The organism is Sphingomonas sp. IBVSS2 (genome assembly GCF_002127225.1).
In the GTDB taxonomy this organism is placed as follows: Bacteria; Pseudomonadota; Alphaproteobacteria; order Sphingomonadales; family Sphingomonadaceae; genus Sphingomonas.
In genome coordinates this window covers 959,406-983,979 of the sequence record NZ_NFUR01000001.1, presented here as the reverse complement: position 1 = coordinate 983,979, position 24,574 = coordinate 959,406, and the positions used below count along the sequence as shown (strand labels likewise).

General features: G+C 68.9%; 22 protein-coding genes. 13 read left to right on the top strand and 9 right to left on the bottom strand.

Translation table 11 applies throughout. The annotated features are described in order from the left end of the window. Position 1 precedes the first annotated feature (1 nt). Together CAP40_RS04790 and CAP40_RS04785 are read right to left on the bottom strand one after the other, a co-directional pair. Positions 2 to 460 (bottom strand): GFA family protein, encoded by a 459-nt coding sequence (locus CAP40_RS04790; RefSeq protein ID WP_086128160.1) that lies wholly within the window; start codon positions 458 to 460, stop codon positions 2 to 4. Continuing rightward, on the bottom strand, positions 460 to 1,125 hold the full coding sequence (locus CAP40_RS04785) for a YoaK family protein (RefSeq protein ID WP_086128159.1): 666 nt from the start codon (positions 1,123 to 1,125) through the stop codon (positions 460 to 462). Before CAP40_RS04785 ends, CAP40_RS04790 begins: the two co-directional genes overlap by 1 nt. Before the next feature lie 63 nt (positions 1,126 to 1,188). Between CAP40_RS04785 and CAP40_RS04780 the strand changes: the two genes are divergently transcribed. Beyond that, positions 1,189 to 1,824 carry a trimeric intracellular cation channel family protein gene (locus CAP40_RS04780; RefSeq protein WP_086128158.1) on the top strand — a complete coding sequence of 212 codons (636 nt, stop codon included), beginning with the start codon at positions 1,189 to 1,191 and terminating at the stop codon, positions 1,822 to 1,824. 39 nt (positions 1,825 to 1,863) lie between these two features. Further along, the gene (locus tag CAP40_RS04775) at positions 1,864 to 2,214 is read left to right on the top strand and encodes a hypothetical protein (RefSeq protein ID WP_086128157.1); all 351 of its coding nucleotides are present in this window, start codon (positions 1,864 to 1,866) and stop codon (positions 2,212 to 2,214) included. A 233-nt stretch (positions 2,215 to 2,447) separates the two neighbouring features. Here CAP40_RS04775 and CAP40_RS04770 read toward each other — a convergent pair whose 3' ends face one another. From CAP40_RS04770 to sppA, 3 genes are all read right to left on the bottom strand, one after another. Further along, positions 2,448 to 2,834, bottom strand: coding sequence for an STAS/SEC14 domain-containing protein (locus CAP40_RS04770; protein WP_086128156.1), 387 nt, complete (start codon positions 2,832 to 2,834; stop codon positions 2,448 to 2,450). Between the two features lie 61 nt (positions 2,835 to 2,895). Beyond that, positions 2,896 to 3,471: a GNAT family N-acetyltransferase gene (locus CAP40_RS04765; protein ID WP_086128155.1), complete on the bottom strand. Its 576-nt coding sequence runs from the start codon at positions 3,469 to 3,471 to the stop codon at positions 2,896 to 2,898. Then, positions 3,468 to 5,360, bottom strand: a complete 1,893-nt coding sequence (gene sppA / locus CAP40_RS04760; protein WP_086128154.1) for a signal peptide peptidase SppA — start codon at positions 5,358 to 5,360, stop codon at positions 3,468 to 3,470. Before sppA ends, CAP40_RS04765 begins: the two co-directional genes overlap by 4 nt. A gap of 276 nt (positions 5,361 to 5,636) precedes the next feature. On the opposite strand from sppA, the gene groES reads away from it, so the two are divergent. From groES to pepF, 3 genes are all read left to right on the top strand, one after another. Then, entirely contained in the window at positions 5,637 to 5,924 is a 288-nt protein-coding gene (groES, locus tag CAP40_RS04755) for a co-chaperone GroES (RefSeq protein WP_086128153.1), read from the top strand. Between the two features lie 79 nt (positions 5,925 to 6,003). Continuing rightward, positions 6,004 to 7,647 carry a chaperonin GroEL gene (gene groL / locus CAP40_RS04750; protein ID WP_086128152.1) on the top strand — a complete coding sequence of 548 codons (1,644 nt, stop codon included), beginning with the start codon at positions 6,004 to 6,006 and terminating at the stop codon, positions 7,645 to 7,647. 440 nt (positions 7,648 to 8,087) lie between these two features. Then, the gene (pepF, locus tag CAP40_RS04745; RefSeq protein ID WP_086128151.1) at positions 8,088 to 9,950 is read left to right on the top strand and encodes an oligoendopeptidase F; all 1,863 of its coding nucleotides are present in this window, start codon (positions 8,088 to 8,090) and stop codon (positions 9,948 to 9,950) included. A gap of 89 nt (positions 9,951 to 10,039) precedes the next feature. On the opposite strand, the gene CAP40_RS04740 is transcribed toward pepF, so the two are convergent. Together CAP40_RS04740 and CAP40_RS04735 are read right to left on the bottom strand one after the other, a co-directional pair. Then, entirely contained in the window at positions 10,040 to 10,333 is a 294-nt protein-coding gene (locus CAP40_RS04740) for an HNH endonuclease (protein ID WP_086128468.1), read from the bottom strand. A gap of 35 nt (positions 10,334 to 10,368) precedes the next feature. Beyond that, on the bottom strand, positions 10,369 to 10,956 hold the full coding sequence (locus tag CAP40_RS04735) for an aspartyl/asparaginyl beta-hydroxylase domain-containing protein (protein WP_086128150.1): 588 nt from the start codon (positions 10,954 to 10,956) through the stop codon (positions 10,369 to 10,371). Positions 10,957 to 11,024: 68 nt separating this feature from the next. On the opposite strand from CAP40_RS04735, the gene CAP40_RS04730 reads away from it, so the two are divergent. Further along, complete coding sequence (locus tag CAP40_RS04730; protein ID WP_086128149.1) at positions 11,025 to 12,164, top strand: sulfotransferase; 1,140 nt, start codon at positions 11,025 to 11,027, stop codon at positions 12,162 to 12,164. Here CAP40_RS04730 and CAP40_RS04725 read toward each other — a convergent pair. Then, positions 12,161 to 13,222 (bottom strand): mannose-1-phosphate guanylyltransferase/mannose-6-phosphate isomerase, encoded by a 1,062-nt coding sequence (locus CAP40_RS04725; protein ID WP_086128148.1) that lies wholly within the window; start codon positions 13,220 to 13,222, stop codon positions 12,161 to 12,163. The genes CAP40_RS04730 and CAP40_RS04725 overlap by 4 nt on opposite strands. A 161-nt stretch (positions 13,223 to 13,383) precedes the next feature. On the opposite strand from CAP40_RS04725, the gene CAP40_RS04720 reads away from it, so the two are divergent. The 6 genes from CAP40_RS04720 to CAP40_RS04695 all read left to right on the top strand — a co-directional run bounded on the left by CAP40_RS04720 (position 13,384) and on the right by CAP40_RS04695 (position 22,237). Continuing rightward, the gene (locus CAP40_RS04720) at positions 13,384 to 14,772 is read left to right on the top strand and encodes a TIGR03013 family XrtA/PEP-CTERM system glycosyltransferase (protein ID WP_086128147.1); all 1,389 of its coding nucleotides are present in this window, start codon (positions 13,384 to 13,386) and stop codon (positions 14,770 to 14,772) included. After that, positions 14,773 to 16,830: an XrtA/PEP-CTERM system histidine kinase PrsK gene (gene prsK / locus CAP40_RS04715; protein WP_086128146.1), complete on the top strand. Its 2,058-nt coding sequence runs from the start codon at positions 14,773 to 14,775 to the stop codon at positions 16,828 to 16,830. It begins immediately after the preceding gene. Between the two features lie 14 nt (positions 16,831 to 16,844). Continuing rightward, the gene (prsR, locus tag CAP40_RS04710; protein WP_086128467.1) at positions 16,845 to 18,197 is read left to right on the top strand and encodes a PEP-CTERM-box response regulator transcription factor; all 1,353 of its coding nucleotides are present in this window, start codon (positions 16,845 to 16,847) and stop codon (positions 18,195 to 18,197) included. Next, positions 18,181 to 20,262: a tetratricopeptide repeat protein gene (locus CAP40_RS04705; RefSeq protein ID WP_086128145.1), complete on the top strand. Its 2,082-nt coding sequence runs from the start codon at positions 18,181 to 18,183 to the stop codon at positions 20,260 to 20,262. The genes prsR and CAP40_RS04705 overlap by 17 nt, the downstream gene beginning before the upstream one ends. A gap of 73 nt (positions 20,263 to 20,335) precedes the next feature. Then, the gene (locus CAP40_RS04700) at positions 20,336 to 21,148 is read left to right on the top strand and encodes a DUF815 domain-containing protein (RefSeq protein WP_086128144.1); all 813 of its coding nucleotides are present in this window, start codon (positions 20,336 to 20,338) and stop codon (positions 21,146 to 21,148) included. A gap of 72 nt (positions 21,149 to 21,220) precedes the next feature. Then, a complete protein-coding gene (locus tag CAP40_RS04695) occupies positions 21,221 to 22,237 on the top strand; it encodes a sensor histidine kinase (RefSeq protein ID WP_086128143.1) in 1,017 nt (338 codons plus the stop codon). A gap of 26 nt (positions 22,238 to 22,263) precedes the next feature. On the opposite strand, the gene CAP40_RS04690 is transcribed toward CAP40_RS04695, so the two are convergent. Further along, the gene (locus CAP40_RS04690) at positions 22,264 to 24,054 is read right to left on the bottom strand and encodes an ABC-F family ATP-binding cassette domain-containing protein (protein ID WP_086128466.1); all 1,791 of its coding nucleotides are present in this window, start codon (positions 24,052 to 24,054) and stop codon (positions 22,264 to 22,266) included. 200 nt (positions 24,055 to 24,254) lie between these two features. On the opposite strand from CAP40_RS04690, the gene CAP40_RS04685 reads away from it, so the two are divergent. After that, entirely contained in the window at positions 24,255 to 24,566 is a 312-nt protein-coding gene (locus CAP40_RS04685; RefSeq protein WP_086128142.1) for a hypothetical protein, read from the top strand. Positions 24,567 to 24,574 lie beyond the last annotated feature (8 nt).

Below are 24,574 nucleotides of genomic sequence, written 5' to 3'. Positions count from 1 at the left end.
CTCAGGCCGCCATCATCGCCGCCCAGCGCGCACGCGTCGCCGGCGACCAGACTGCGCCCGGATCGTAGAAGCCGGCAAAGGCCGGGGCACCTTCAGGCAGCACCACCCAGCCCTGCCTGGTCGAGGTGAAGATGTGCACGTCGGGCGGGCAGGCATCGGGCGCGGCCAGCGTCCCCACCCGCACGAACGCCGCCCTGGGCCCGGCACTGGGATAGTGGCTCCACAAGGCGACATGGCAGGCCGGGCAGCGCGCGATCGCCTGGCCCGCGCCGCTCGCCGAGGGGGTGTCCACCAGCTCGGGCTCCCCGGTCACCTCGAGCGCGGCGGTCTCCACCACTGCGTTGATCACGAAGGCGCTGCCACTCTCGCGCTGGCACCAGCTGCAATGGCAGCAATGCACGATCATCGGCGCGGCCGTCAGCCGATAGGAAAGCCGCCCGCAGGTGCAGCGCCCGTCCATCAGCGGACCGCCCAGGGGCCGGCCAGCTTCGGCCGGATCCGCACCAGCGCGAAGGCAAGCACCGCGCTGGCGATCGGCGCCAGCCACAACGCCGTCCAGCCCCAGCGCATATGGCTCGCCGCCCCCATCACCGCGCCGGCGATGAAACCGAGCCAGAGGAACAGATAGCGCGTCCAGGCCCAGCGATCGGGATCGCCCATCAGCGCATCCGCCAGCTTCTGCCCCAGCTTGACCAGCGATCCGGTCATATAGGTGACGCCCACCGTCACTTCGCCCTCGCGGTGAAGGATGCCGTTCTCGCAGCCCATCGCCATGGCGAGGAAGATCAGCACGATCGGCCCGGGCGCCAGGCTGGCGAGCGTCGCCGCGGCGGCGAGCAGCGCCGTCACGACCAGCATCAGGCTTTCGCGGAATCGCGCCTGGCGCCAGCGCGTCACCACGCTGGCGATGATCACGCCGCTGACGAAGCTCATCACCAGGCCCCCGGCCACCGCCGCGTCGCCGGGCAGGCCGCCTCCCAGCCCCACGCCCAGCCGCGTGCTGTTGCCGCTCATGAACGAGGCGAAGAAGCCGCCCAGGCTGGTGAAGGCCAGGGCATCGACGAAGCCGGCAAGCGCGGCGAGGCAGATGGCGATGACGACAAGCGGAGACTCGGTACGCTGCATGGCCGCACTCATGCCCCGGATGCGCGTTTGACAGCAAGCCGTTGCCGGAGAGAAACAAGGCGGATGGACGCCGCCCTCGCCGCCGCCCGCATCGGGCCGATCCTGCCCTGGCTCGACATGTTCGGCATCGCGCTGTTCGCGGCAACCGGCGCGCTCGCCGCCGCGCACCGGGCGCAGACCTTCGTCACCGCCGCCTTCTTCGCACTCGTCACCGGCGTGGGCGGCGGCACGATCCGCGACCTGCTGATCGGAGCGCCGGTATTCTGGGTGCACGACGCGACCGTCGCCGCGCTGATCCTCGCCGTCGCGGTGCTGGTGTGGAGCACGCCGCAGCGCTGGTGGAACGACGCGACCTTCGCCTGGCTCGATGCGCTGGGCCTGGCCGCCTATGCCGCGTTCGGCGCGGCCAAGGCGCTGGGCTATGGGATTCCGCCGGTGCCGGCCGCGGTGATGGGCGTGGTCACCGCCTGCGCGGGCGGCATCATCCGCGACGTGCTGGCAGGCGAGCCCTCGATCCTGATGCGGCCCGAGCTCTACGTAACCGCCGCCGCGCTCACCGCGATGCTGCAGGTGGCGCTGACGGTCGCCGGGCTGCCGGTCTTCGCCGCCGGGCTGCTCGCCGCCGGCGCGGGCTTCGGCCTGCGCGCCGCTGCGATCGTGTGGAAACTCGGCCTGCCCGCCTATCGGCGCCGGCGCTGAGCCTTTGCCCGCCGCCATCCGCGGGCATGATATGGCGGGATGGAGCAACCGAGTCGTGGCCGGGATGCGCTGGAGCGCGGCGAAGCTGCCCGTCGCGGCGGGCAGCCCGAACAGGCACGCGCTGCCTTTGGCGAGGCGCTGGCGCTGTTCCGTCGGGAGGGCGATCTTTCGGGAGAGGCGCAGGCGCTCGGCCGCCAGGCGCAGGTTGCGTGGGATTCCGGCGATCTCGATTGGGCACTGCACGACCAGGTCGAGACGATAGCGCTGTACCGGCGCGCGGGCGACGGGCCCGGCCTCACGCATGCCTTGCGCCACGCCGGCGAGATGTTCCTCGAACAGGACCGGCTGGCCAATGCCACGGCATGCCTGCACGAGGCGCTCGACGGCTAGGACGGATCGACGTTCAACTCTGTCCCTTCCGTTCCCGGTGGCGAGGGACGGAGGTCGAATGTCGGAGCCCCTCCCTCTTCCGTCATGCTGAACCTGTTCAGCATCCAATTCTCCACCGGCTATATCGCCGGTGGCACGTTGGACCCTGAAACAAGTTCAGGGCGACGATGGAGGTTGGTTCGAAGCGCTCCGGCCCGCCACGCCCTTCGCCTAAATGTCGATCCGTCCTAGCCCTATTCCTCCATCAGCCAGGCGATCGCTTCCGCGCGATCGTCGAAGATGCCGATGTCCGGCCGCACCTCGCGCAGGCGCTGCGCCTGCAGCCGGGCGAGCGCGGTGCTCACCACGAAGGCGACCTTGCGCGCCCAGAGCGCGCGAACCGCGGGATTGTCGAGCGTGCTCTTGATCAGCTCGACGGTTTCCTGCGGCACCACATGCACGCCGCTCGCATCATACAGCGTCACATGCTTGCCGACATCGGGACCCAGCGCACGGATCGCGGCGCGCAATTCCTCGCCGATCCAGGCCGCATCCTCGGGCGAGACCAGTCCGCCGATCCGGAGATCGAGGAGCTTGCGCTCCGCATCGAACTGGATGCTGTGGGAAACGGAATGAGGCATAGACGACCGGAACACTCGTTCACTGGGAGGCCGCGCCGATACGCGCCGGCCTCCGATACCCTCAATCCCGCACAATCCCCATATCGGCGAACTTTCGAGGTTCCACGGGAGGTACGCGCGGTTCGTTCAGCTCGCACTGCCAGAAGCCGACATCGATCCACTGGCCATGCTTGAAGCCCACTTCGCGATAGACGCCCTGGCGGCGAAAACCGACTGCCTCGTGCAGGCGGATCGAGCGGTCGTTCGGCAGCGTGATCGTACCGATCGCATGGATGAAGCCCTGGGCCCGGAGCGTGCCGACCAGCGCCTCGTAGAGCAGCCGGCCGACGCCCGATCCGCTCGACGCGTCGGTCAGGTAGATCGACGTCTCGCAGACATAGCGATAGGCCGGGCGATCGCGGAACTTGCCCGCATAGGCATAGCCGATCACGCCGGCATCCGGATCATCGGCGCTGGAGCCGCCCGTCGTCGCGACGATCCAGGGATAGAGCCCCTCGCTCGCGTGCATCCGCTTGCGCATCTCCGCCTTTTCGGGCGGCTCGATCTCGAACGAGGCAGTGCCGGTGAGCACATGCGGCGCATAGATCGCGGCGATGGCGCCGGCATCGTCCGGCGTGGCTGCGCGGATGCCGATCACAGGCCGAGCCGCGCCGCGATCGCATCGAACAGGCGGGCATCCTCGAGGCTGCCGGTCGCCGGGCCGAAGCCGCCGCATTCGAGGCAGCGCGCCTGGACCGAGCCGCCGGTGGCGAGCCGCCGGGCATCGCCCAGCGCCTGGGCGAGCAGCGCGCGCTGGCCGATGGCGGCGCGGGCGAACAGGTCCGCCCCGGCCGGCTGATCGGCCCAGTCGCCGTCCTCGTCCTTGTCGTCGGCGAAGCTCGCGATCAGCTTGGCCCAGCTCGAAGGCTCCTTCTCGAGATAGACGGCATGGACCTTGGCCGGATCGAGCTTGGCACGCCGCGCCGCTTCGGCGATCGCATCGTCGATCCCGCCGAACCGATCGACCAGCCCGATCTGGTGCGCGGTGCCGCCGATCCACACCCGGCCCTGCGCGATCTCGTTGACGCGCTCCGGCGTCAGCTTGCGGGCGCCGGCGACCAGCCCGACGAAGCGCGCATAGCCCGCCTCGATCGCCGACTGGAGCAGCGTGTCGGTCTCCGCATTGGTGCCGCCATAGATGTCGGGCTGGCCGCTGAGCGGCGTGGTCTTCACCCCGTCCGTGCCGACGCCGATCTTGGCGAGCGTCTTCTCGAACGTGGGGATCACGCCGAAGATGCCGATCGAGCCGGTGATCGTGTTGGGCTCGGCGAAGATCGTGTCGCCCGCGGTCGACACCCAATAGCCGCCGCTCGCCGCGAGGCTGCCCATCGAGACCACCACGGGTAGCCCCTGCGCCTTGGCCTGGAGGACGGCCTGGCGGATCTGCTCCGAGGCGAGCGCCGAGCCGCCCGGCGAATCGACGCGGACCACCAATGCCTTCAGCTTCTTGTTCGCCAGGCCCTTGAGCAACGCCGCGCTCACCGTGTCGCCCGCCGCCCTGCCGGGGCCGCCCTTGCCGTCGACGATCTCGCCGGCGACGGTGATCACGCCGATCGCGTCGCCGCCGGTGGGCAGCGGATGCGCGGCAACGAAATCGGCCAGCTTGATCCGGTTGAAATTGCCCGCCGGCTTGCCGCTCGGCGCGCCGGCGATCTCGGCGACGCGCTTGCCGAAGGCGAGCCGGTCGCCAAGCTTGTCGACGATGCCCATCGTCAGGTTCGCCTTGGCGATGTCGCCCTTGGCGGCCGTCACCGTTTCCGCGGGCTTCGCCAGATAGTCGGCGATGCGCGCCTTGGGCCGCGCCTTGGCGATCTCCTGCCGCCACTGGTCGAGGATCTGCTGGTACATCGCCAGATCGGCTTCCTTGGCCTCGGGCGACATGTCGCTGCGCATATAGGGCTCGACCGCCGACTTGAACTTGCCGACGCGGTAGATGTGCGCATTCACGCCCAGCTTGTCGATCAGCCCCTTGTAGTAGAGCCGCGTGCCGCCCGGGCCCGCGAACATCGCGCCGCCCAGCGGATTCACCCAGATCTCGCTGGCATTGGCGGCGAGCGCATAGCTGTCGTCGGTATAGGCGGTGGCATAGGCGAGCACGGGCTTGCCCGCCGCGCGCACCTTGCCGACCGCCGCGGCAACTTCGCTGATCGCGGCGGGATAGCCGCCGGCGAAGCGATCCAGATCGAGCACCACCGCCTTCACATGGCTGTCGCCCTTCGCGGCATCGAGCGCGCGCACCACGTCGCGCAGCCGCTGCTGCTTCACCGAGCCCGCGCCACTGAGCCGGGCGAAGGGATCGACTTCCTCGGGCTGCTCCACCAGCGCGCCGTCGAGCGCCACCAGCAGCGCGCCGTCGCGGATCGATCCGGGATTGGGCTTGGCGGACAATGCCGCGAACAGCATCGTGAAGAACAGCAGCATGAAGACCAGGACCAGAAAGTCCTTGATCCCCACCAGGATCTTCCAGGCGCCCCGAACAAGCTTCACGTGCCGCTCCCATGCGAAGGAATATGCCCGTGGTGCTAGAGGATCGCGGGGGACGCGTAAATGCCCGTGCCATTGCGGAGGAACGACCATTTGTCTCGCAGCGAGAGCCTTCGCGCCGCTTCGCCGGCGCCGGGCCGCGGTCGGTGCCGCCTAAATTTGCAACGGCGTGCCGCGCCCTGGTTGACGCGGGCGGATCGGCTTCGCATATCGCGCCGGCTGGCACTCGCCCCGCGTGAGTGCCAAATCCGAGATCAACCCTGAAGTAAGGATCAGGCAATGAACTTCCGTCCGTTGCACGACCGCGTGCTCGTCCGCCGCGTCGAGGCCGAAGCCAAGACCGCCGGCGGCATCATCATCCCCGACACCGCCCAGGAAAAGCCGCAGGAAGGCGAAGTCGTCGCCGCCGGTTCGGGCGCGAAGAACGAGAAGGGCGAGATCACCCCGCTCGACGTCAAGGCCGGCGACCGCATCCTGTTCGGCAAATGGTCGGGCACCGAGGTCAAGGTCAATGGCGAAGACCTGCTGATCATGAAGGAATCGGACATCCTCGGCATCATCGGCTGAACCCGGTTCCCGGCCCCGCCGCGTGCGACGGGGTCGTGGCTTTTATGACTTTCTGAACGAATTTTGAGAGGTAGGAACAATGGCTGCGAAAGACGTCAAGTTTTCGCGTGACGCCCGTGAGCGCATCCTGCGCGGCGTCGACATCCTCGCCGATGCGGTGAAGGTGACCCTGGGCCCGAAGGGCCGCAACGTCGTGATCGAGAAGAGCTTCGGCGCGCCGCGCATCACCAAGGACGGCGTCACCGTCGCCAAGGAAATCGAACTCAAGGACAAGTTCGAGAACATGGGCGCCCAGATGATCCGCGAAGTCGCCTCGAAGGCGAACGACACCGCGGGCGACGGCACCACCACCGCCACCGTGCTCGCCCAGGCGATCGTGCGCGAGGGCATGAAGTCGGTCGCGGCCGGCATGAACCCGATGGACCTGAAGCGCGGCATCGATCTCGCCGTGACCAAGGTGGTCGAGGACGTGAAGTCGCGCTCGAAGCCGGTCGCCGGCACCAATGAAGTCGCCCAGGTCGGCATCATCTCGGCCAATGGCGACGTCGAAGTCGGCCAGAAGATCGCCGAGGCGATGGAGAAGGTCGGCAAGGAAGGCGTGATCACCGTCGAAGAGGCGAAGGGTCTCGAATTCGAGCTCGACGTCGTCGAGGGCATGCAGTTCGACCGCGGCTATCTGTCGCCCTATTTCATCACCAACCCGGAGAAGATGTCGGTCGAGCTCGCCGATCCGTACATCCTGATCCACGAGAAGAAGCTGTCGAACCTCCAGTCGATGCTGCCGATCCTCGAGGCAGTGGTGCAGTCGGGCCGTCCGCTGCTGATCATCGCCGAGGACATCGAGGGCGAGGCGCTGGCCACGCTGGTGGTCAACAAGCTGCGCGGCGGCCTGAAGGTCGCGGCCGTCAAGGCGCCGGGCTTCGGCGATCGCCGCAAGGCGATGCTCGAGGATATCGCGATCCTCACCAAGGGCGAAGTGATCTCGGAAGACCTGGGCATCAAGCTCGAGTCGGTTACGCTGGGCATGCTCGGCACCGCCAAGCGCGTCACGATCGACAAGGACAACACCACCATCGTCGATGGCGCCGGTGAAGCCGATGCGATCAAGGGCCGCACCGACGCGATCCGCCAGCAGATCGAAGTCACCACCAGCGATTACGACCGCGAGAAGCTCCAGGAGCGTCTCGCCAAGCTCGCCGGCGGCGTGGCCGTGATCAAGGTCGGCGGCGCCACCGAGGTCGAGGTGAAGGAGCGCAAGGACCGTGTCGACGACGCGCTGCACGCAACCCGCGCGGCCGTGGAAGAAGGCATCGTTCCCGGCGGCGGCACCGCTCTGCTCTATGCCACCAAGGCGCTCGAGGGCCTGAAGGGCGCGAACGACGACCAGACCCGCGGCGTCGACATCATCCGCAAGGCGATCACCGCGCCGCTCAAGCAGATCGCGCAGAATGCCGGCCATGACGGCGCCGTCGTCGCGGGCAAGCTGCTCGAAGGCACCGACACCTCGCTCGGCTTCAACGCCGCGACCGACGTGTACGAGAACCTGGTCACCGCCGGCGTGATCGACCCGACCAAGGTCGTCCGCACCGCGCTCCAGGATGCGGCCTCGGTCGCCGGCCTGCTCATCACCACCGAAGCGGCGGTGAGCGAGCTGCCGGAAGACAAGCCCGCCATGCCCCCGATGGGCGGCGGCATGGGCGGCATGGGCGGCATGGACTTCTAAGTCCCGCCACTCAGGCAAGAAGACAGGCGGGCCGGGGAGCGATCCCCGGCCCGCTTGCTTTATGCCGAACTGGAATGGTTAAACGCTTGACCCACCGGAAACAGTGGGGAAATGAACGGAAAACTTGTTTTGGGGGTCTGCAAGTGTTCAGTTGGGTTGCCGGTCGTGTGCGTTGCCTTGGGGGCCGGCACGAGCGTTCCGAGGAACATGCCCAGCGCATCGGCGAGGGCGAGAAATTTGTCAGGAAATGCCGATATTGCGGCGTGCACATGACTCGGCGTGCCAAGCGCGACTGGATCGTGACGCCCAAGGGCGCCCGCTGAGCCGGAGCGTGCTGGCGTCATAGGGCGACAAAGCACTTCCTTTCCCCTCGAAACCGCGACAGATTGGCCGCCTCACCACGGCGCCGGCCTACAGGCGCGTTCTCGGGGAACTGGAACATGACCGAACTTTCTCGCCGCGAGGCGCTGGCCGCCGCCGCGTTCGTCGGCGCCGTCGCTGCCCTGCCCGCATGGGCCCGCCAGGCCGCCGCGCCCGCCGGGGCGCAGTGGGACCTGAGCGAACTCTATCCCAGCGAGGCCGCCTGGGAAGATGCCCGCAAGCAGGCACTCGCCGCGATCCCCGCCGTCGCCAGGTTCAAGGGCCGCCTTGGCGAAAGCGCCGACGTGCTCGCCGAGGCGCTGGTGCTCCAGTCCGACCTCGGCCGCACGATCAGCCGCATCTACACCTATGCCAGCCTGAAGGGCGACGAGGACGTCCGCCTCTCGGCCAACCAGGAGAAGCTGGCGCAGGCGCGCGACCTCTACACCGCGTTCGGCGAGGCCAGTTCCTGGACCTCGCCCGAGCTGCTGACGCTGGGCAAGGCGAAGATCGATGCTTTCCTCGCCGCCAGCGCGACGCTGCGCACCCGGTTCGACTTCGCACTGGCCGACACGCTGCGCCAGGCCGAGCACACGCTCTCGCCCGAGGGCGAGGCGATCCTTGCCAGCGCCGGATCGCCGCTGGCCGCGCCGGGCGAGATCTCGGGGCAGCTGCGCTCCTCCGACATTCCCTGGCCGACGATCACGCTGTCGACCGGCAAGCAGGTGCGCCTCGATTCGCAGGGCTATTCGCTCAACCGCGACGCGCCCAACCGCGAGGACCGCAAGGCCGTGTTCAACGCCTTCTGGACCGCGCACGGCAAGTTCCAGAACTCGTTCGGCGCGACCTATGGTGCCAAGGTGCGCGGCGACATCTTCTATGCCAAGGCACGGAAATACCCGACCTCGCTCGCCCGCGCGCTTTCCGGCAACAACGTGCCCGAGACGGTGTACCGCACGCTGGTGGCCGAGGCGAACAAGGGGCTCCCCCAGCTCCATCGCTATTTCGAGCTGCGTCGCAAGATGCTCAAGCTGCCCGACATCGGCTATTACGACATCTACCCGCCGCTCGTGTCGATGGACCGCAGCTATACGCTCGACCAGATGCGCGCGACGACGCTGGAAGCCGTGAAGCCGCTCGGCCCCGACTATCAGGCGCGCATCGCCAAGGCGACCGCGGCCAAATGGATGGATCCCTGGCCCCGCGAGGGCAAGCGGCCGGGTGCCTATATGAACCCCGGCGCGTTCGACGTGCACCCCTATCTGCTGCTCAACCTGAGCGACAAATATGACGGGATGAGCACCTATGCCCATGAATGGGGCCATGCGCTCCACTCGCTGCTCGCCAATTCGACCCAGCCCTATGACAAGGCCGACTATCCGATCTTCCTCGCCGAGATCGCCTCGACCCTGAACGAGCAGCTGCTGTTCGCGCACCTGATGAAGAACGCGAAGACCAGGGAGGAGAAGCTCTTCTATCTCGGCCAGCAGATGGAGAATTATCGCGGGACATTCTTCCGCCAGACCATGTTCGCCGAATTCGAGCTGAAGGCCCATGACATGGCCGAGGCGGGCGAAGGCCTGTCGGGCGCCAAGTTCACCAAGGTCTATGGCGAGCTGCTGCGCACCTATCACGGGCCGAACATGATCCTCGCGCCCGAATATTCCAACGAATGGGCGTACATCCCCCATTTCTACAACAGCTTCTACGTCTACCAATATGCCACCTGCATCTCGGCGGCGACCTTCTTCGCCCAGTCGATCCTGAAGGGCGGCCCGAAGGAGCGCGACAACTATCTGTCGGTGCTGAAGGCGGGCGGATCCGACTATCCGACCGAGATACTGAAGCGCGCCGGGCTCGATATGGCCAGCCCGGCCCCGTATCAGGCGCTGGTCGCCGACTTCAAGAACGTGCTCGACCAGGCCGAGGCGCTGGTCGGCTAGCTTGTCGGCGGCACCAGCCCGCTCCCCCACCCGGCCACCCATAGAATATTGCCGTTGGGTGGCCGGGTGGGGGAGCGGGCTGGTGCCGCCTAACGAGGCTTCCGCGTCGGCGCATGGAAATCGGGCGGCTTGTCCGCGATCCATGCGACGAAGCGGCGGATGTCCTCGCGCTCGAGCAGCGCCTCGAGCGTGGGATGGAGCCGCGCCAGTTCGGCATTGCTCGCGCTGGCATGGATCGCCCGGTGGCAGATCGGATGGAGCGGCACGGTCTCCCGGCCGCCCTCGCTCCTGGGCAGCACATGATGCCGCTCGATCCGCCGGCCGAGCGGGCGGGCGCAGAGCGCGCAGGTCTCCGGCGGCGCCGCAACCTTCGCGGCTTCCATCGCCGCGGCGACCTGCTTGCGCCGAACGCGCCCGCTCATCCTTCGAACTGGCGCAGCAGCCAGTCGTTCACCATCAGATCGAGCACCAGATGGATGCGCGCGGCCCGACCCCGGTTCGCCACGCTGTGAGGATCGGCGAGGCGCAGATACCAGGCCTCGCCCGGCGCCATCGTCACGCGCGTGCCGTTCAATCGGAAATCGACATCCGCGTTGGTGCGTATCGGCACATGGATCCGGGCAAAGCCCTGGGCGGCGTCGAGATCGAAATCCGTATGCTCCTTGATCACCGATCCCGCCGCGAGGCGCATCAGCCGCACCGAGCGGACCGGACAGGCGAACGCGTCGATCGCCGCCGACACCGCCGGCATCCGCGCGCGCCACGGCGTATCGACGAACGCGGTGGCGTCCGGCGCCGAGTAGATCTGCTGGACCGGATGGACGGCGCCGGCCGGCGCGCGTAGCGGCAAGGCGCTCCAGTCACCCTCATAGTTCCGCTGCACGAAATGCGCGGTCCAGTCGCCACGCTCGAGCGCGGCGATATCGGCGGCGAGCGGCGCGGGATCGAAGCCGAATGGCAGCCGCATCCGGTCGGGCCAGGCGGATTGTGCGGATATGGTCGCCATATTAGCCTGCCCTCTCCTTCCGCATGAGCCTATCCCGGCCCCCGATGATTGCAATGCCACCAACAACCATGCTCGACCGGTTCCGCGCCGCCGTGATGGCCGATGCGCAGGCGCAGGCACACCTCGCCGAACCCCGCGAGCCGGCGATATTCGAAGCCCGCGCGCTCGCCTGGGCCGCCGCGCGCGGCATCGCGCTCACCACGGCCGATCTGATCGAGGCCGGCCGCCCCGATCCCGTCGGGATGCATCGTTTCCTCCAGGCGCCGGTCACCCGGCACGATTGGCCGCCCCGGGGCTGGCTGCCCATCGGCTTCGCGGCCGCGCCCGAGCCCGCGATCCATTGGTTCAACTTCGCCGGCATCTCCCCGAACACGCCCTTTTTCGAGGATGCGGTGCGCGAAGCGGCGGGCCGGCCGTTCAACCGCCTGTTACGCACCGCCACGCCGCTCGCCAGCTGCCTGGGCCGCACGGATCTGCGGCCGCCTTCGGGCTTCATCTTCCACATGTCCCGCTGCGGCTCGACGCTCGTATCGCAGATGCTCGGCGCCGCTCCGGGGCACGTCTCGATCTCCGAAGCGCCGCCGCTCGATGCAATGATCCGGCATCGCTTCCCCGATCCGGAGATGCATGCAGGCGCATTGCGCGCGCTGGTCCATGCCTATGGCCGCGGCGCCGGGCATCTCTTCGTCAAACTCGACAGCTGGCACACCCGCGCGCTGCCGCTGCTCCGCCGCGCCTTTCCCGAGACGCCGTGGATCTTCCTCTACCGCGATCCCGTGGAGGTGCTGGTTTCGCAACTGCGCCTGCGTGGCGTGCAGACCGTGCCCGACATCGTGCCGCTCGAATGGTTCGGCCTGGCGCGCGAGGATGCGCACCTCCCCGAGCGCGCCTTCATTGCCCGGATACTCGAGCGGACTTGCAGCGCGGTGATCGAGCACGGCACGGACAAGGGGCTGCTGATCAACTACGCCCAGTTGCCCGAGGCGCTTTTCGACCAGATCCTCCCCCATTTCGGCATCGCGCCCGACGCGGCGGCACGAGACGCCATGGCCGCGATGGCAAATCGCCATTCCAAGGCCCCGGCGGCACGCTTCCATGCCGATGGCGAAGCGAAGCAGCGCGAAGCCGATGCCGAGTTGCGCGCGATCGCCGACCAGTATCTCGCCCCGGCCTTTGTGGCGCTCGAGGCCCGGCGGATCGCGACCTAGCCGCCCTTCTGCATCGCCTCGATGATCTTCTTCACTTCCTGGCTGCGGCCGCGGGGGAGGACGAGCACGTCGTCGCCCGACGCGACCACGATCAGGTCCTCGACGCCGACCAGCGCCACGCGCTTGCCGGACTCGGCACGGACGAGGCAATTGCTCGATTCGATCACCACCGCGTCGCCGCGCACCACGTTGCCGCCGGCATCGGCATGGCTGATGGCATGGAGCGCATCCCAGCTGCCGACGTCGCTCCAGCCCATCGTCACCGGCACCACCGCCACGCGCGGCGCCTTCTCCATCACCGCATAGTCGATCGAGTCCGCCGGGCTGGCGGCGAAGCTCTCGGCATCGGGCCAGATCCGGGCGCCATGGCGCCGGCCCTTCTCCATCGCCTGCTGCGCCGCGTGCAGCATCTCGGGCGCATAGCTCGCCAGCGCCCCCAGATAGGCATCGGCGCGGAACAGGAAGATGCCGCCGTTCCAGGTATGGCCGCCCTCCGCGAGCATGGCCTCGGCCTTGTCGCGCGCCGGCTTCTCGACGAAGCGCTCGACCCGGTGCACGCCCTCGGCCAGCGCTTCCCCCACCTTGATCCAGCCATAGCCGGTCTCGGCCGCATCGGGCGTGATGCCGAAGGTGACCAGCCACCCCTCCTCCACCATCGGCAGCGCGGCTTCGATCGCCAGGTGGAAGGCGTCGACATCGGCGATCACGTGATCGGACGGCATCACCAGCAACGGCTCGGCCCCGCCGCCCGCCGCGATCGCGGCGAGGGCGATGGCCGGCGCGGTGTTGCGCCCCATCGGCTCGAGCACCAGGGCGCGCGCGGCGCTGTCCGCGGCGGCGAGCTGTTCCTCCACCATATCGGCATGATGCGCGTTGGCGACGACGATCGGCCGGCCGAACCGCTCGCCGGCGGCGCGGCGCGCCGTGAGCTGGAGCATCGTTTCCTCGGCGGTCAGCGACAGGAGCTGCTTGGGTTTCTCGGCCCGCGACATCGGCCAGAGTCGGGTGCCCGATCCTCCCGAAAGGATGACAGGAACGATCGGCTTCGAATCCGGCATGTGTTTCGAACCTCCTGAAGATTTCGCAATGCTGCGATTCGCCCCCGGGGTCAAACACATGGGCCGCGGCATTGGTGCCGGCGCGCGACGGATTTTTCCGCGGACCCGGCCGGCATCGGCATGTCGGATTTGTTTACACTTCTGCATTAGAGCAGGTTCCCATGATCCGGCTGTTCAAGCATTACGTGCCCAACGCGGTGCTGCTGCTCGGCTTTCTCGACATCCTGCTGCTGGCGATGTCGGGCGAGCTCGGCTGGATGCTGCGCGCACACCAGCTCGGCATCGGCCTGCCGCTGATGCGGGAACGCTGGCCGCAGCTGGTCAGCTATGCGCTGTTCCTCGAAGTCGCGATGGTCGCGGTCGGCGTCTATGGCGCCGATTCGCTCCAGTCGCTGCGCTATGCGATGGCACGGCTGATCGTGGCGATCTCGCTCGGCGTGATCGGCCTGAGCGTGCTCTATTTCCTGATCCCCGAGATCGGCTTCTGGCGCTCGAACCTGCTCTACGCGATGGGCTGCTCGATCGCGTCGCTGATCGCGCTGCGCATCCTGCTCGGCAAGGCGCTGGGCAGCCAGGCGTTCAAGCGCCGCATCGTCGTGCTCGGCGCCGGCGCGCGGGCGCAACGCCTCAAGGACCTCTCCAAGACCCCCGGCGCAGGCTTCGTCGTGGTCGGCTATGTCGCGATGAGCGAAGCCAATCGCGTGATCCCGGAGGCGATCGCCCGCGACGCGATCTACAATCTCGCCGACCATGTCGTGGTGCTCAACGCCAGCGAAGTCGTCCTCGCGCTCGAGGAGCGCCGCAACGCGCTGCCCCTCAAGGACCTGTTGCGGATCAAGACCACCGGCGTGCACGTCAACGAGATCTCGACCTTCCTCGAGCGCGAGACCGGCCGCGTCGACCTGGACAGCGTCAATCCCAGCTGGTTGATCTTCTCCGACGGCTTCTCCTCGGGCCGCATGCTGTCGAGCCTGTTCAAGCGGCTGTTCGACATCGGCGCGAGCCTGGTGCTGCTCACGCTGATGCTGCCGATCATCCTGCTCACCGCCATCCTGGTGAAGCTGGAGAGCCGGGGCCCGGCCTTTTATCGCCAGCGCCGCGTCGGCCTGTACGGCACGGGCTTCGACGTGATCAAGCTGCGCTCGATGCGCCAGGACGCCGAGGCGGGCGGCAAGGCCGTGTGGGCGGAGAAGGACGACCCCCGCATCACCCGCGTCGGCCGCATCATCCGCAAGACGCGGATCGACGAGCTGCCGCAATGCTGGAGCGTGCTCAAGGGCGAGATGAGCTTTGTCGGCCCGCGCCCGGAGCGCCCCCAGTTCGTCGAGGATCTCGAGACCAAGCTGCCTTATTATGCCGAGCGCCACATGGTGAAGCCGGGCATCACCGGCTGGGCGCAGATCAATTATCCCTATGGCGCGTCGATCGAGGATTCGCGCCAGAAGCTGGAATACGACCTCTATTACGCGAAGAACTATTCGCCGTTCCTCGACGTGCTGATCCTGCTCCAGACCATCCGCGTCGTGCTGTTCCCCGAAGGCGCACGCTAGATGGGGGCGCTGCTGCTCTGGCTGCACGCGCTCGCGGCGCTGCTGTTCGGCGCGCTCGCGCTCTGGGCGTGGCGCACCGATCTCGCCGGACTGCCGCGCCGCCCGCTCGCCTTCGCGCTGGCCGCCACCGCGCTCTGGGCACTCGCCATCGCCGGCATCGGATCGACCGATTTCGCCAGCTGGTTCGCCGAGACGCTGCGCAACCTCGCCTGGCTCGGCTTCATGCTGGTGCTCCACCGCCGCGACGCGCAGACCCGCCCGCCGATCGCGCTGGGCACGGTCTATGGCGTCGTCGCGCTCGTGCAGATCGGCGCATTGGCGCTCACGCTCATCGCCTATGCCGATCCCGCACCGATCGTGGCGGCGCAAACCGCCAATGCCGCGGTGCTGCTGCGCATGCTCGTCGCCGTCGCGGCCCTGGTGCTGGTGCAGGCGCTCTGGTCGGCGCTGAGCCCGGCCGCGGGTGGGCCGCTGCGCACCCTGGTGCTCGCGCTTGCCGGCATCTGGTGCGCCGAGCTCGGGCTCTACACGATCGCCTATCTCGCTGCCGAGTGGCGGATCGAGCCGCTGGTGCTGCGCGGGCTCGCCTATCTCGCCGTCGCACTCGCGATCGGCGCCGTGCTCCAGCGCAAGGGCGAATGGAAGATCGAGGTGTCGCGCGCCGTCACCTATCAGTCGCTCTCGCTCGTCGCGGTGGGCGTCTATTTCGCGCTGCTCGCGCTCGCCACGTCCGCGATCGCCACCGTCGGCGGCCCCAATGCCCGCATCCTGCAGACCGCCTTCGTGCTGGGCTCGACCGCGGCGATCCTCACCCTGGTCGCCAATAGCTGGCTGCGCGCCTGGCTGAAGGTGAAGCTCGCCAAGCACCTCTTCCGGCACCGCTATGATTATCGCACCGAATGGATGCGCTTCACCGAAACGCTCGGCAATCCCCAGGGCGGTGCCGCGCTCGACGAACGCATCGTGAAGGCGATCGCCGACCTGACCGAGAGCCCCGCGGGGGTGCTGCTCGTCCCCGATGCGGGGGGGCTCGGCGTCGGTGCGAGCTGGAACTGGGACCGCGCGACGCTGCCGGTCGCCAGCGACACGGCGCTGGGCGGCCACCTCCAGGCAAGCGGCCGGATCATCGAGCTCGACGCGGTCCGCCGCAGCGAAGACCATCTCGACGCCTCCGTCGTGCCGCAATGGATGCTCGACCTGGCCGAGGCCTGGGTGATCGTGCCCCTGCCGCACCTGGCCGAGCTCGCAGGCGCGATCCTGCTCGCCCGCCCGCCACTCGACCGCGCGCTCGACTGGGAGGATTTCGACCTGCTGAAAGTGGCCGGCCGCCAGGTCGCCTCCTATCTCGCCGAGGCGCGCGCGCAGGACGCGCTCGCCGAGGCGCAGCGCTTCGACGAATTCAACCGCCGCTTCGCCTTCATCCTGCACGACATCAAGAACCTGGTGAGCCAGCTCAGCCTCACGGCGCGCAACGCCGAACGCCATGCCGACAAGCCCGAGTTCCGCGCCGACATGGTGGCGACGCTGCAGAGCTCGGCCGAGCGGATGAACGGGCTGCTCGCGCGCCTCTCCCAGCATCATCGCGGCCGCTCCGAGGCGCCACATGCCATCGAGATCGTGGCGCTGGTCGAGCGGGTCGCCACGCAGCGCAGGGGCCAGCACCCGGTGGTCACTTCGGGCGTGCGCAGCGCCATCGCCCATGCGGATCCGGCAAGCCTCGAGCAGCTGCTCGGCCATCTCGTCCAGAACGCGATCGAGGCGAGCCCGGCGAACGAGCCGGTGACCCTCGCGGTCTCGGCCGATGGCGAGCGGGTGGCGATCGACGTGATCGATCTCGGGGCCGGCATGTCGCCCGCCTTCATCCGCGACAAATTGTTCAAGCCCTTCGTGTCGTCGAAGGAAGGCGGGTTCGGCATCGGCGCCTTCGAGGCGCGCCAGCTCGCGCATGCCATGGAGGGCCGCATCGAAGTGACGTCGCGCGAAGGCAAGGGCACGCGCTTCCGCGTGATCCTGAAGGCAGCGCACCCCGCGGATCTGGGAATGGGGAGGGCCGCATGAGCGATGCCCCCGCCCTGTCCAGGTCGCTGCCGAAGCTCCTCGTCGTCGAGGACGATGCCGGGCTCCAGCGCCAGCTGCGCTGGGCCTATGACGGCTATGAGATCTTCACTGCCTCAACCCGCGAGGAGGCGATCGCGGTGCTGCGCGCCGAGGAACCGCCGGTGGTAACGCTCGATCTCGGCCTGCCGCCCGATCCCGACGGCACCACCGAGGGCTTCGCGACGCTCGAGACGATCCTGTCGCTCCGCCCCGACACCAAGGTGATCGTCGCCTCCGGACACGGCGCGCACGAATCGATGCTGCGCGCGATCTCGCTCGGCGCCTGGGACTTCTACCAGAAGCCGATCGACATCGACGCGCTCGGCCTGATCGTCGCCCGCGCCTTCCACGTCCATGCGCTGGAAGCGGAGAATCGGCGCCTGGCCGAACGGGTCGAGGCCGGCGCGGTGCTGGGCGGCATGCTCACCGGCGCGCCCGAGATGCTCAAGGTCACCCGCACGATCGAGCGCGTCGCCAGCGCCGACGTGTCGGTGATGCTGCTCGGCGCCAGCGGCACCGGCAAGGAACTGCTCGCCCGCGGGCTGCACGACAGGAGCGGGCGCAAGGGACGCTTCGTCGCGATCAACTGCGCGGCGATTCCCGAGACCCTGCTCGAAAGCGAGCTGTTCGGGCACGAAAAGGGCGCCTTCACCGGCGCGGTGAAGACGACCGAAGGCAAGATCGAGCTGGCCCAGGGCGGCACCCTGTTCCTCGACGAGATCGGCGACGTGCCGCTGCCGCTCCAGGTCAAGCTGCTGCGCTTCCTCCAGGAGCGCGTGATCGAGCGCGTCGGCGGGCGCCAGGCGATCGCGGTGGACACCCGCATCGTCTGCGCGACGCACCAGAACATCGATGCGATGGTCGCCGACAATCGCTTCCGTGAGGACCTCTATTATCGCCTGGCCGAGATCGTCGTGCGCATTCCCAGCCTGGCCGAGCGGCCGGGCGATGCCGGGCTGCTCGCGCGGCACTTCCTCCGGAAATATGCCGGGCAGATGAACACCGCCGCCCGCAGCTTCGCGCCCGACGCGCTTGCCGCGATCGACGCCTGGGGCTGGCCCGGCAATGTCCGCGAGCTCGAGAACCGCGTGAAGCGCGCGGCGATCATGGCCGAGGGCAAGCACGTCACCGCCGGGGATCTCGATCTCGACGCGCAGGCGGGCATCGAGCCCGTCAACCTGAAGGCCGCGCGCGAGCTCGCCGATCGCAAGGCGATCCGTCATGCGCTGGCCCGCGCCGAGGGCAATATCTCCGGCACCGCCCGGCTGCTCGGCATCAGCCGCCCCACCCTCTATGACCTGATGAAGGCCTATGACCTCCAGCCATAGGCGCGCCCGCGCCAGATCCTCGGGCTTCGGCGTGCGCGGCGTGCTGGTGATCGGCGTCGCCCTGGCGGTGCTGTTCGCCGTGCTGATCGGCTGGTTCACGCTGACCCCCGGCCGGATGGGCAAAGCCGAAGCCGCCCAGGCCACCGAGCGCGCCGAGGCGCTGCTCAAGGCCGACGACGCCACCGGCGCGCGCGATCTGGCGGCGGAGGCGGTGCGCGGCGACCCCGACAACGAGAATGCCCATATCGTCCTCGCCCGCGCACTGCTCGCGCTGCAGGACGGCATCGGCGCCGAGGGCGAGATCCAGCGCGCGGTCGATGCCGGCTACGACGCCGCGGCGGTGCCGCAATGGCGCGCCGAGGCATGGGTGCTCCAGGGCAAGACCGACAAGGCGCCCGCCGAAGCCGACAAGGCGCCGCAGAAGCTGCGCCCCTATGGGCTGCGCATCCGCGCGCGCGCGCTGACCGCGACCGGCGATTATGCCGGCGCGCAGAGCGCCCTCGACCAGGCCCTGCATCTTGCGCCCGACGATGCCGGCACATGGACCGACATCGCCCGCTTCCGCTTCGCCGCCGGCGACCTCCTCGGTGCCGCCGAGGCTTCGGACCGCGCGGTCAAGCTCGCGCCCGGCTCGGTCGACGCGCTGGTCGTGCGCGGCGAGGTGGTCCGCAGCCAATATGGGCTGGTCGCCGCCCTGCCCTGGTTCGAACAGGCGCTCAAGCGCGATCCCGCCCGCCACGCCGCGCTGATCGAATATGCCGCGACGCTGGGCGATGCCGGCCGCACCGTCGACGCGCTCGCCGCCACGCGCCGCGCGCTCGCCGCCCGGCCGGGCAGCCCGCAGGCGCTCTACCTCCAGGCGGTGATCGCCGCCCGGGCCGGCAATTTCGACCTCGCCCGCTCGATCCTCGAAAAGACCGGCGGCGCGATCGACGAGCTTCCCGGCACGATGTTGCTCGGCGGCACGCTCGACCTGGAGAAGGGCGACTACGAGCAGGCGATCGAGAAGCTGACCGACCTGGTCGGCGCGCAGCCGATGAACATCACCGCGCGCAAGCTGCTCGCCATCGCCCTGCTGCGCACCGATCGTGCCCGCAACGCGATCGACATGCTGCGCCCCGTGGTCGCCCGCGCCGATGCCGACAGCTATGCGCTGACCCTGGCCGCCCGCGGCTTCGAGCGGATCGGCGACCGCGACAGCGCATCGCACTTCCTCGACCGCGCCGCCTTCCCCGCAACCGGCGAATCGGCGGCGTTCAGCGCCGACGACAGCACCGCCACGCTTGCCGCCGATGCGGCCCGGCAGCCGAGCAACCCGGAAGCGACGCTGCCGCTGATCCGTGCGCTGATCGCTGGCGGCGACAAGGCCGGCGCCCTTGCCCGCGCCCAGGAAATCGCTGCCAGGAATCCCGGCGCCGCCGCCGCGCAGGTGGTGCTCGGCGACATGCTGATGCTGCTGAACCGCTCGGCCGATGCCGCCGCGGCCTATCGCCGCGCCGCCGACCTGCGCTTCGACGAGCCGACGCTGCTCCGCCTGGTCGACGCGTTCGATCGCGCGGGCCGGCGCGAGGACGCGGCGAACGCACTCGCCCTGTTCCTGTCGCAGAACCCGGCGAGCATCGCGGCGCTGCGCCTCTCGGCCCATTGGCAGCTCGCGGGCGGCGACTATGACGCGGCGATCGATTCGCTGGAGGACATCCGCGCGCGCATCGGCGACGGCGACGCGGTGCTCAACGCCGAGCTGGCCGCCGCTTATGCGGGGGCCGGCGAAACCGGCACCGCTGTCGATTTCGGCGAGGCGGCCTATGGCCTCTCCCCCGCCAACCCCGCCGTGGTCGACGCCTATGGCTGGGCGCTGTTCCTGGGCGGCGACAAGGACGGCGCGCTCGAGCTGCTCCAGAAAGCGGTGATCCTCGCCCCCCGGCATCCGGGCCTGCGCTGGCACCTGGCCCAGGTCTATGCGGCACTGGGCCGCAAGGCCGAGGCGAAGCAGCACGCCCAGGCCGCGCTGGCCGATCCGGGCTTCACCGAGCGGGCGGCGGCCCAGGCGATGGCCAACGGCTGACAAGCCGCACCCACAGATGCTGAAAGCGAAGTTGGGGGTGAGCCGGCAATGGCACCTCGCTATAGCCACCCCCATGAACCAAGAGATCCTCGCCCGCATCGCCGATGCGCTCGACCGGCTCGCCCCGCCGCCGCCGCCGCCCGCCGACCTCGAGGCGCATCCCGCCTATGTATGGCGCGGGCACGGCCTTGCCCCGGCGCGCGTGTTCGATCCGCTTCCGATCGAAATCCTGCGCGGCGTGGATTCGCAGCGCGAGGCGCTGGTGGCGAATCTCACCCGGCTTTCCGAAGGCCATGCCGCCCAGGACGTGCTGCTCTGGGGCGCGCGCGGCACCGGCAAGTCGGCGCTGGTGAAGAGCGCGGTCGCCGCGGTCCAGGCGCGGGGCGGGCGCCTCGCCCTGGTCGAGGCGGTGACCACCGAACTCGCCACCCTGCCCGAACTGTTCGGACTGCTCGGCACGACCGGCCGGCCCTTCGCCGTGTTCCTCGACGATCTCGGCTTCGACGGAGCGGGCGATGCGCGGGCATTGCGCTCGCTGCTCCAGGGCGGCGCCGAGGCCCGGCCGAACAATGCGCGGCTGCTCGTCACTTCGAACCGCCGCCACCTCGTCGTCCGCGACATCGCCGAACAATCGAGCGCGATCAATCCGCGCGATTCGGCGGACGACGGCCTGGCGCTGGCGGATCGGTTCGGGCTCAGCCTCGGCTTCCATGTCGTCGACCAGGAGACCTATGTCGATATCGTCCGCGCCTATGCCGATGCGCATGGCCTCAGCTTCGATCCGGTCGACGCGATCGGCTGGGCAACCCGGCGCGGCAGCCGCTCGGGGCGCGTCGCATGGCAATATGTGATTGATCTTGCGGGAAGATCGGGACGCAATCTGTAATTGCACTGATCCAGATCAAAAAGACCGGCGGGGACGCTTGACTCTCATCGGCGGCCGGTCCCTGCTCGCGCCATGGGGCGAATAGGCGAAACCGATCTTCTCGACCGGCTGGCGCCGAACGGGCGCGGCACATGGATCGTGCAGCTGGGCCTGGGGTTGCTCGCCACTTCCCTGGCCATCGGGCTGCGCACCGCGATCGACAGCATCGCGCCCGCCGCGGGCCCGTTCGTGCTGGGCTTCCCCGCCATCCTGATCGCGACGCTGTTCGGCCGATGGCAGGCGGGGCTGCTCACCGGGGTGCTCACGCTGCTCTACAGCTGGTATTTCGTGCTGCCGGTGCGGCACTCCCTGACGCTCAAGTCGCCCGACGAAACCGCGCGGCTGGCGCTCGCCGCGATCAACTATCTGGCGGTGATCGTGATCGCCGAACTGTTCCGCCGCGCCGTGCGCCGCGCCTCCGACGAGCGCGACCGCGAGATAGCCGAGCGCGACCTGTTCCTCGAGGAGTTCGATCACCGCGTGAAGAACAATTTCACGCTGGTCGCCGCCCTGCTCGACATGCAGCGCCGCCGCGCACGGGACGCGGAGACTCAGGCGGCCCTCTCTTCCGCGCTCGCCCGGGTGGACAGCATCGCCCGGGCACACCGGCACCTCTATCGCGGTGCGGCGGCGTCGCACGGCGCGGTCGACATGGCGGTCTATCTCGAGGAGCTGAGCGCGGCGCTGGCCGATGCGCTGTTCCTGCGCGGCGCGATCACGCTCGATTGCGCGTGCGACCATGGCGCGATCCCGCGCGACCGCGCCGTCTCGATCGGGCTGATCGTCAACGAACTCGTGACCAACGCCGCCAAGCACGCCTTTGCCGGGCGCGAAAGCGGGCGGATCGAAGTGCGGTTCGAAGCGACGCCGCAGGGCTGGAAGCTGGTGGTGCGCGACGATGGCGTGGGCATGCCCGCCGATGCCAGGCCCCGCAAGGATGGCGGGCTGGGCCAGAAGCTGATCGACGGCTTCGTCCGGCAGGCGCGCGGCACGGCGATGACGGAGACCGGGCCCGGCGGGACGGTGGTCACGGTGGTGCTGGAGGCTTGAGGCCTGTCCCGCATCGCCATCGCGCCTCAGCCCAGCGCTTCCACCATCTCCGCCAGCTCCAGCCAGCGCATCTCCGCCGCGTCCTTCTCGTCGCGCAGCTTCGAGATGCCGTCGCTCAGCGACGCGAACTTGCCCGGATTCTTCACATAGAGGTCCGGATCGGCCAGCGCCGTCTCATCCTTGGCGATCTGCGCCTCGATCTCCTCGATCCGCTTGGGCAGCAGATCATAGTCGCGCTGGTCCTTGTAGCTGAGCTTGGTCGCCTTTTTCGGCGCTTCGGCTGCCGGGGCCGGCTTGGGCGCGGCCCTCCTCGCCTCGATCTTCGGCCGGCGCTTGGCTTCCCAATCGGCATAGCCGCCGGCCACCACGTCCACCGTCCCCGATCCGTCGAGCCCGAGCGTCACCGTCACCGTGCGATCGAGGAAATCGCGGTCGTGGCTGACGATCAGCACGGTGCCTTCGTAATCGGCGATCACTTCCTGGAGCAGGTCGAGCGTCTCGAGATCGAGATCGTTGGTCGGCTCGTCGAGCACGAGCAGGTTCGAATGACGGGCGAACTCGCGCGCCAGCAGCAGCCGCGAGCGCTCGCCGCCCGAAAGCGTGGCGATCTTCGCCTCGGCGATCGAGGGGTCGAACAGAAACTCCTTGAGATAGCCATGGACGTGCTTCCGCACGCCCAGCACCTCGACCCAGTCGCCGCCGTCCGCCAGCACGTCGCGGACGGACTTGGCGGGGTCCATGAGGCTCCGCTGCTGGTCGATAATCACCCCGTTCAGCGTGTTGGAGAGCTTCACGCTGCCTTCGTCGGGCTGGATCTCTCCGGTCAGGAGCTTGAGCAGGGTCGACTTGCCCGCGCCGTTCGCGCCGACGATGCCGATCCGGTCACCCCTGGTGACGCGGAAGGTCAGGTCCTTGATGATCGTGCGCTGATCCTCCCCGACGCCGAAGCGCTTGGTGACGTGCTTGGCGTCGATCACCACCTTGGTGTTGCTGTCGTCGGCGGCGGTGGCCAGCTTGGCGGCACCCTGGGGCCCCAGCATCGCGGCGCGGGTGGCGCGCATCTCCTTCAGCTTCTCGAGCCGACCCTGGTTGCGCCGGCGCCGGCCGGTGACGCCGCGCTGGAGCCAATGCTCCTCGATCTTGAGCTTGGCGTCGAGCCGCTGCGCGTTGCGCTCCTCCTCGGCATAGACCTGGTCGGTCCACGCCTCGAACCCGCCGAACCCCACTTCCGCCCGCCGGATCGCGCCGCGGTCTAGCCACAGGGTCGAGCGGGTGAGGCGGGTGAGGAAGGTGCGGTCGTGGCTGATCACGATGAACGCGCCGGTGAAGCGGCTCAGCCAGTCCTCGAGCCACTCGATGGCGGCAAGGTCGAGATGGTTGGTCGGCTCGTCGAGCAGCAGCACGTCCGGGTTCTGCGCCAATGCCCGCGCGATCGCGGCGCGGCGGCGCTCGCCGCCCGACGCCGTCTTCGCGTCGCGGCCCAGGTCGATGCCGAGCTGGTCGGCGATCGCCTCCGCCTCGTGCCGGTGCGGGGCGTCGCTGCCGGAGAGCACATAGTCGAGCAAGGTCGCGCAGCCCTCCATCCGCGGCTCCTGCTCGAGCAGCACGACGTGGGTGCCCGGCACGATGGTGCGGCGGCCCTCGTCGCCGTCGATGCTGCCGGCGATCAGCTTGAGCAATGTGGTCTTGCCCGCGCCGTTGCGGCCGATCAGCGCCAGCCGGTCGCGCTCGCCGATATAGAGGTTCAGGCCGCGGAACAGCCAGCCATGGCCCTGGACGAGGCCGAGATTTTCATAAGCGAGGACGGGAGCAGCCATGGTGCCTTTGATCAGTTGCGGCACCGGCCCGCTCCCCACCCGGCCACCCAATGTCAGTATCCAAGGGTGGCCGGGTGGAGCGTGGGCCGGTGCCGTCGCAATGGGCTCCAACTAGGGGGCGATCCTGTGTCCGGCAAGTTACCGCCGGCTGAAGGGTGCGTTCAGGGGCTATTCAATGCCCGGACCCTATGCCATCTGCCATGAAGATGTTGGTGACGCCCATCCTTTGCGCCTGTCTGGCGGCGTTCGCGCCCGCCGGGACTGCGGCTGCGCAGCCGGATGGGCACCAGGATTCGGACGGCCGCTCGCCCCGCCGCCAGGCCGGGCCGCCGCTCTCGGTGCGCGAGATCGAGCGCCGCGTGGTGCCGCGGCTGCCCGGGGCCCAATATCTCGGTTTCGACTATGATCCCGCAACGGAAGTTTACACGCTGAAGTTCCTGCGCAATGGATCGGTGATCTGGGTGGACGTCGACGGCCGGACCGGCGCGATCGTCCGCAAAACGGGCGATTAGGGCCCGGC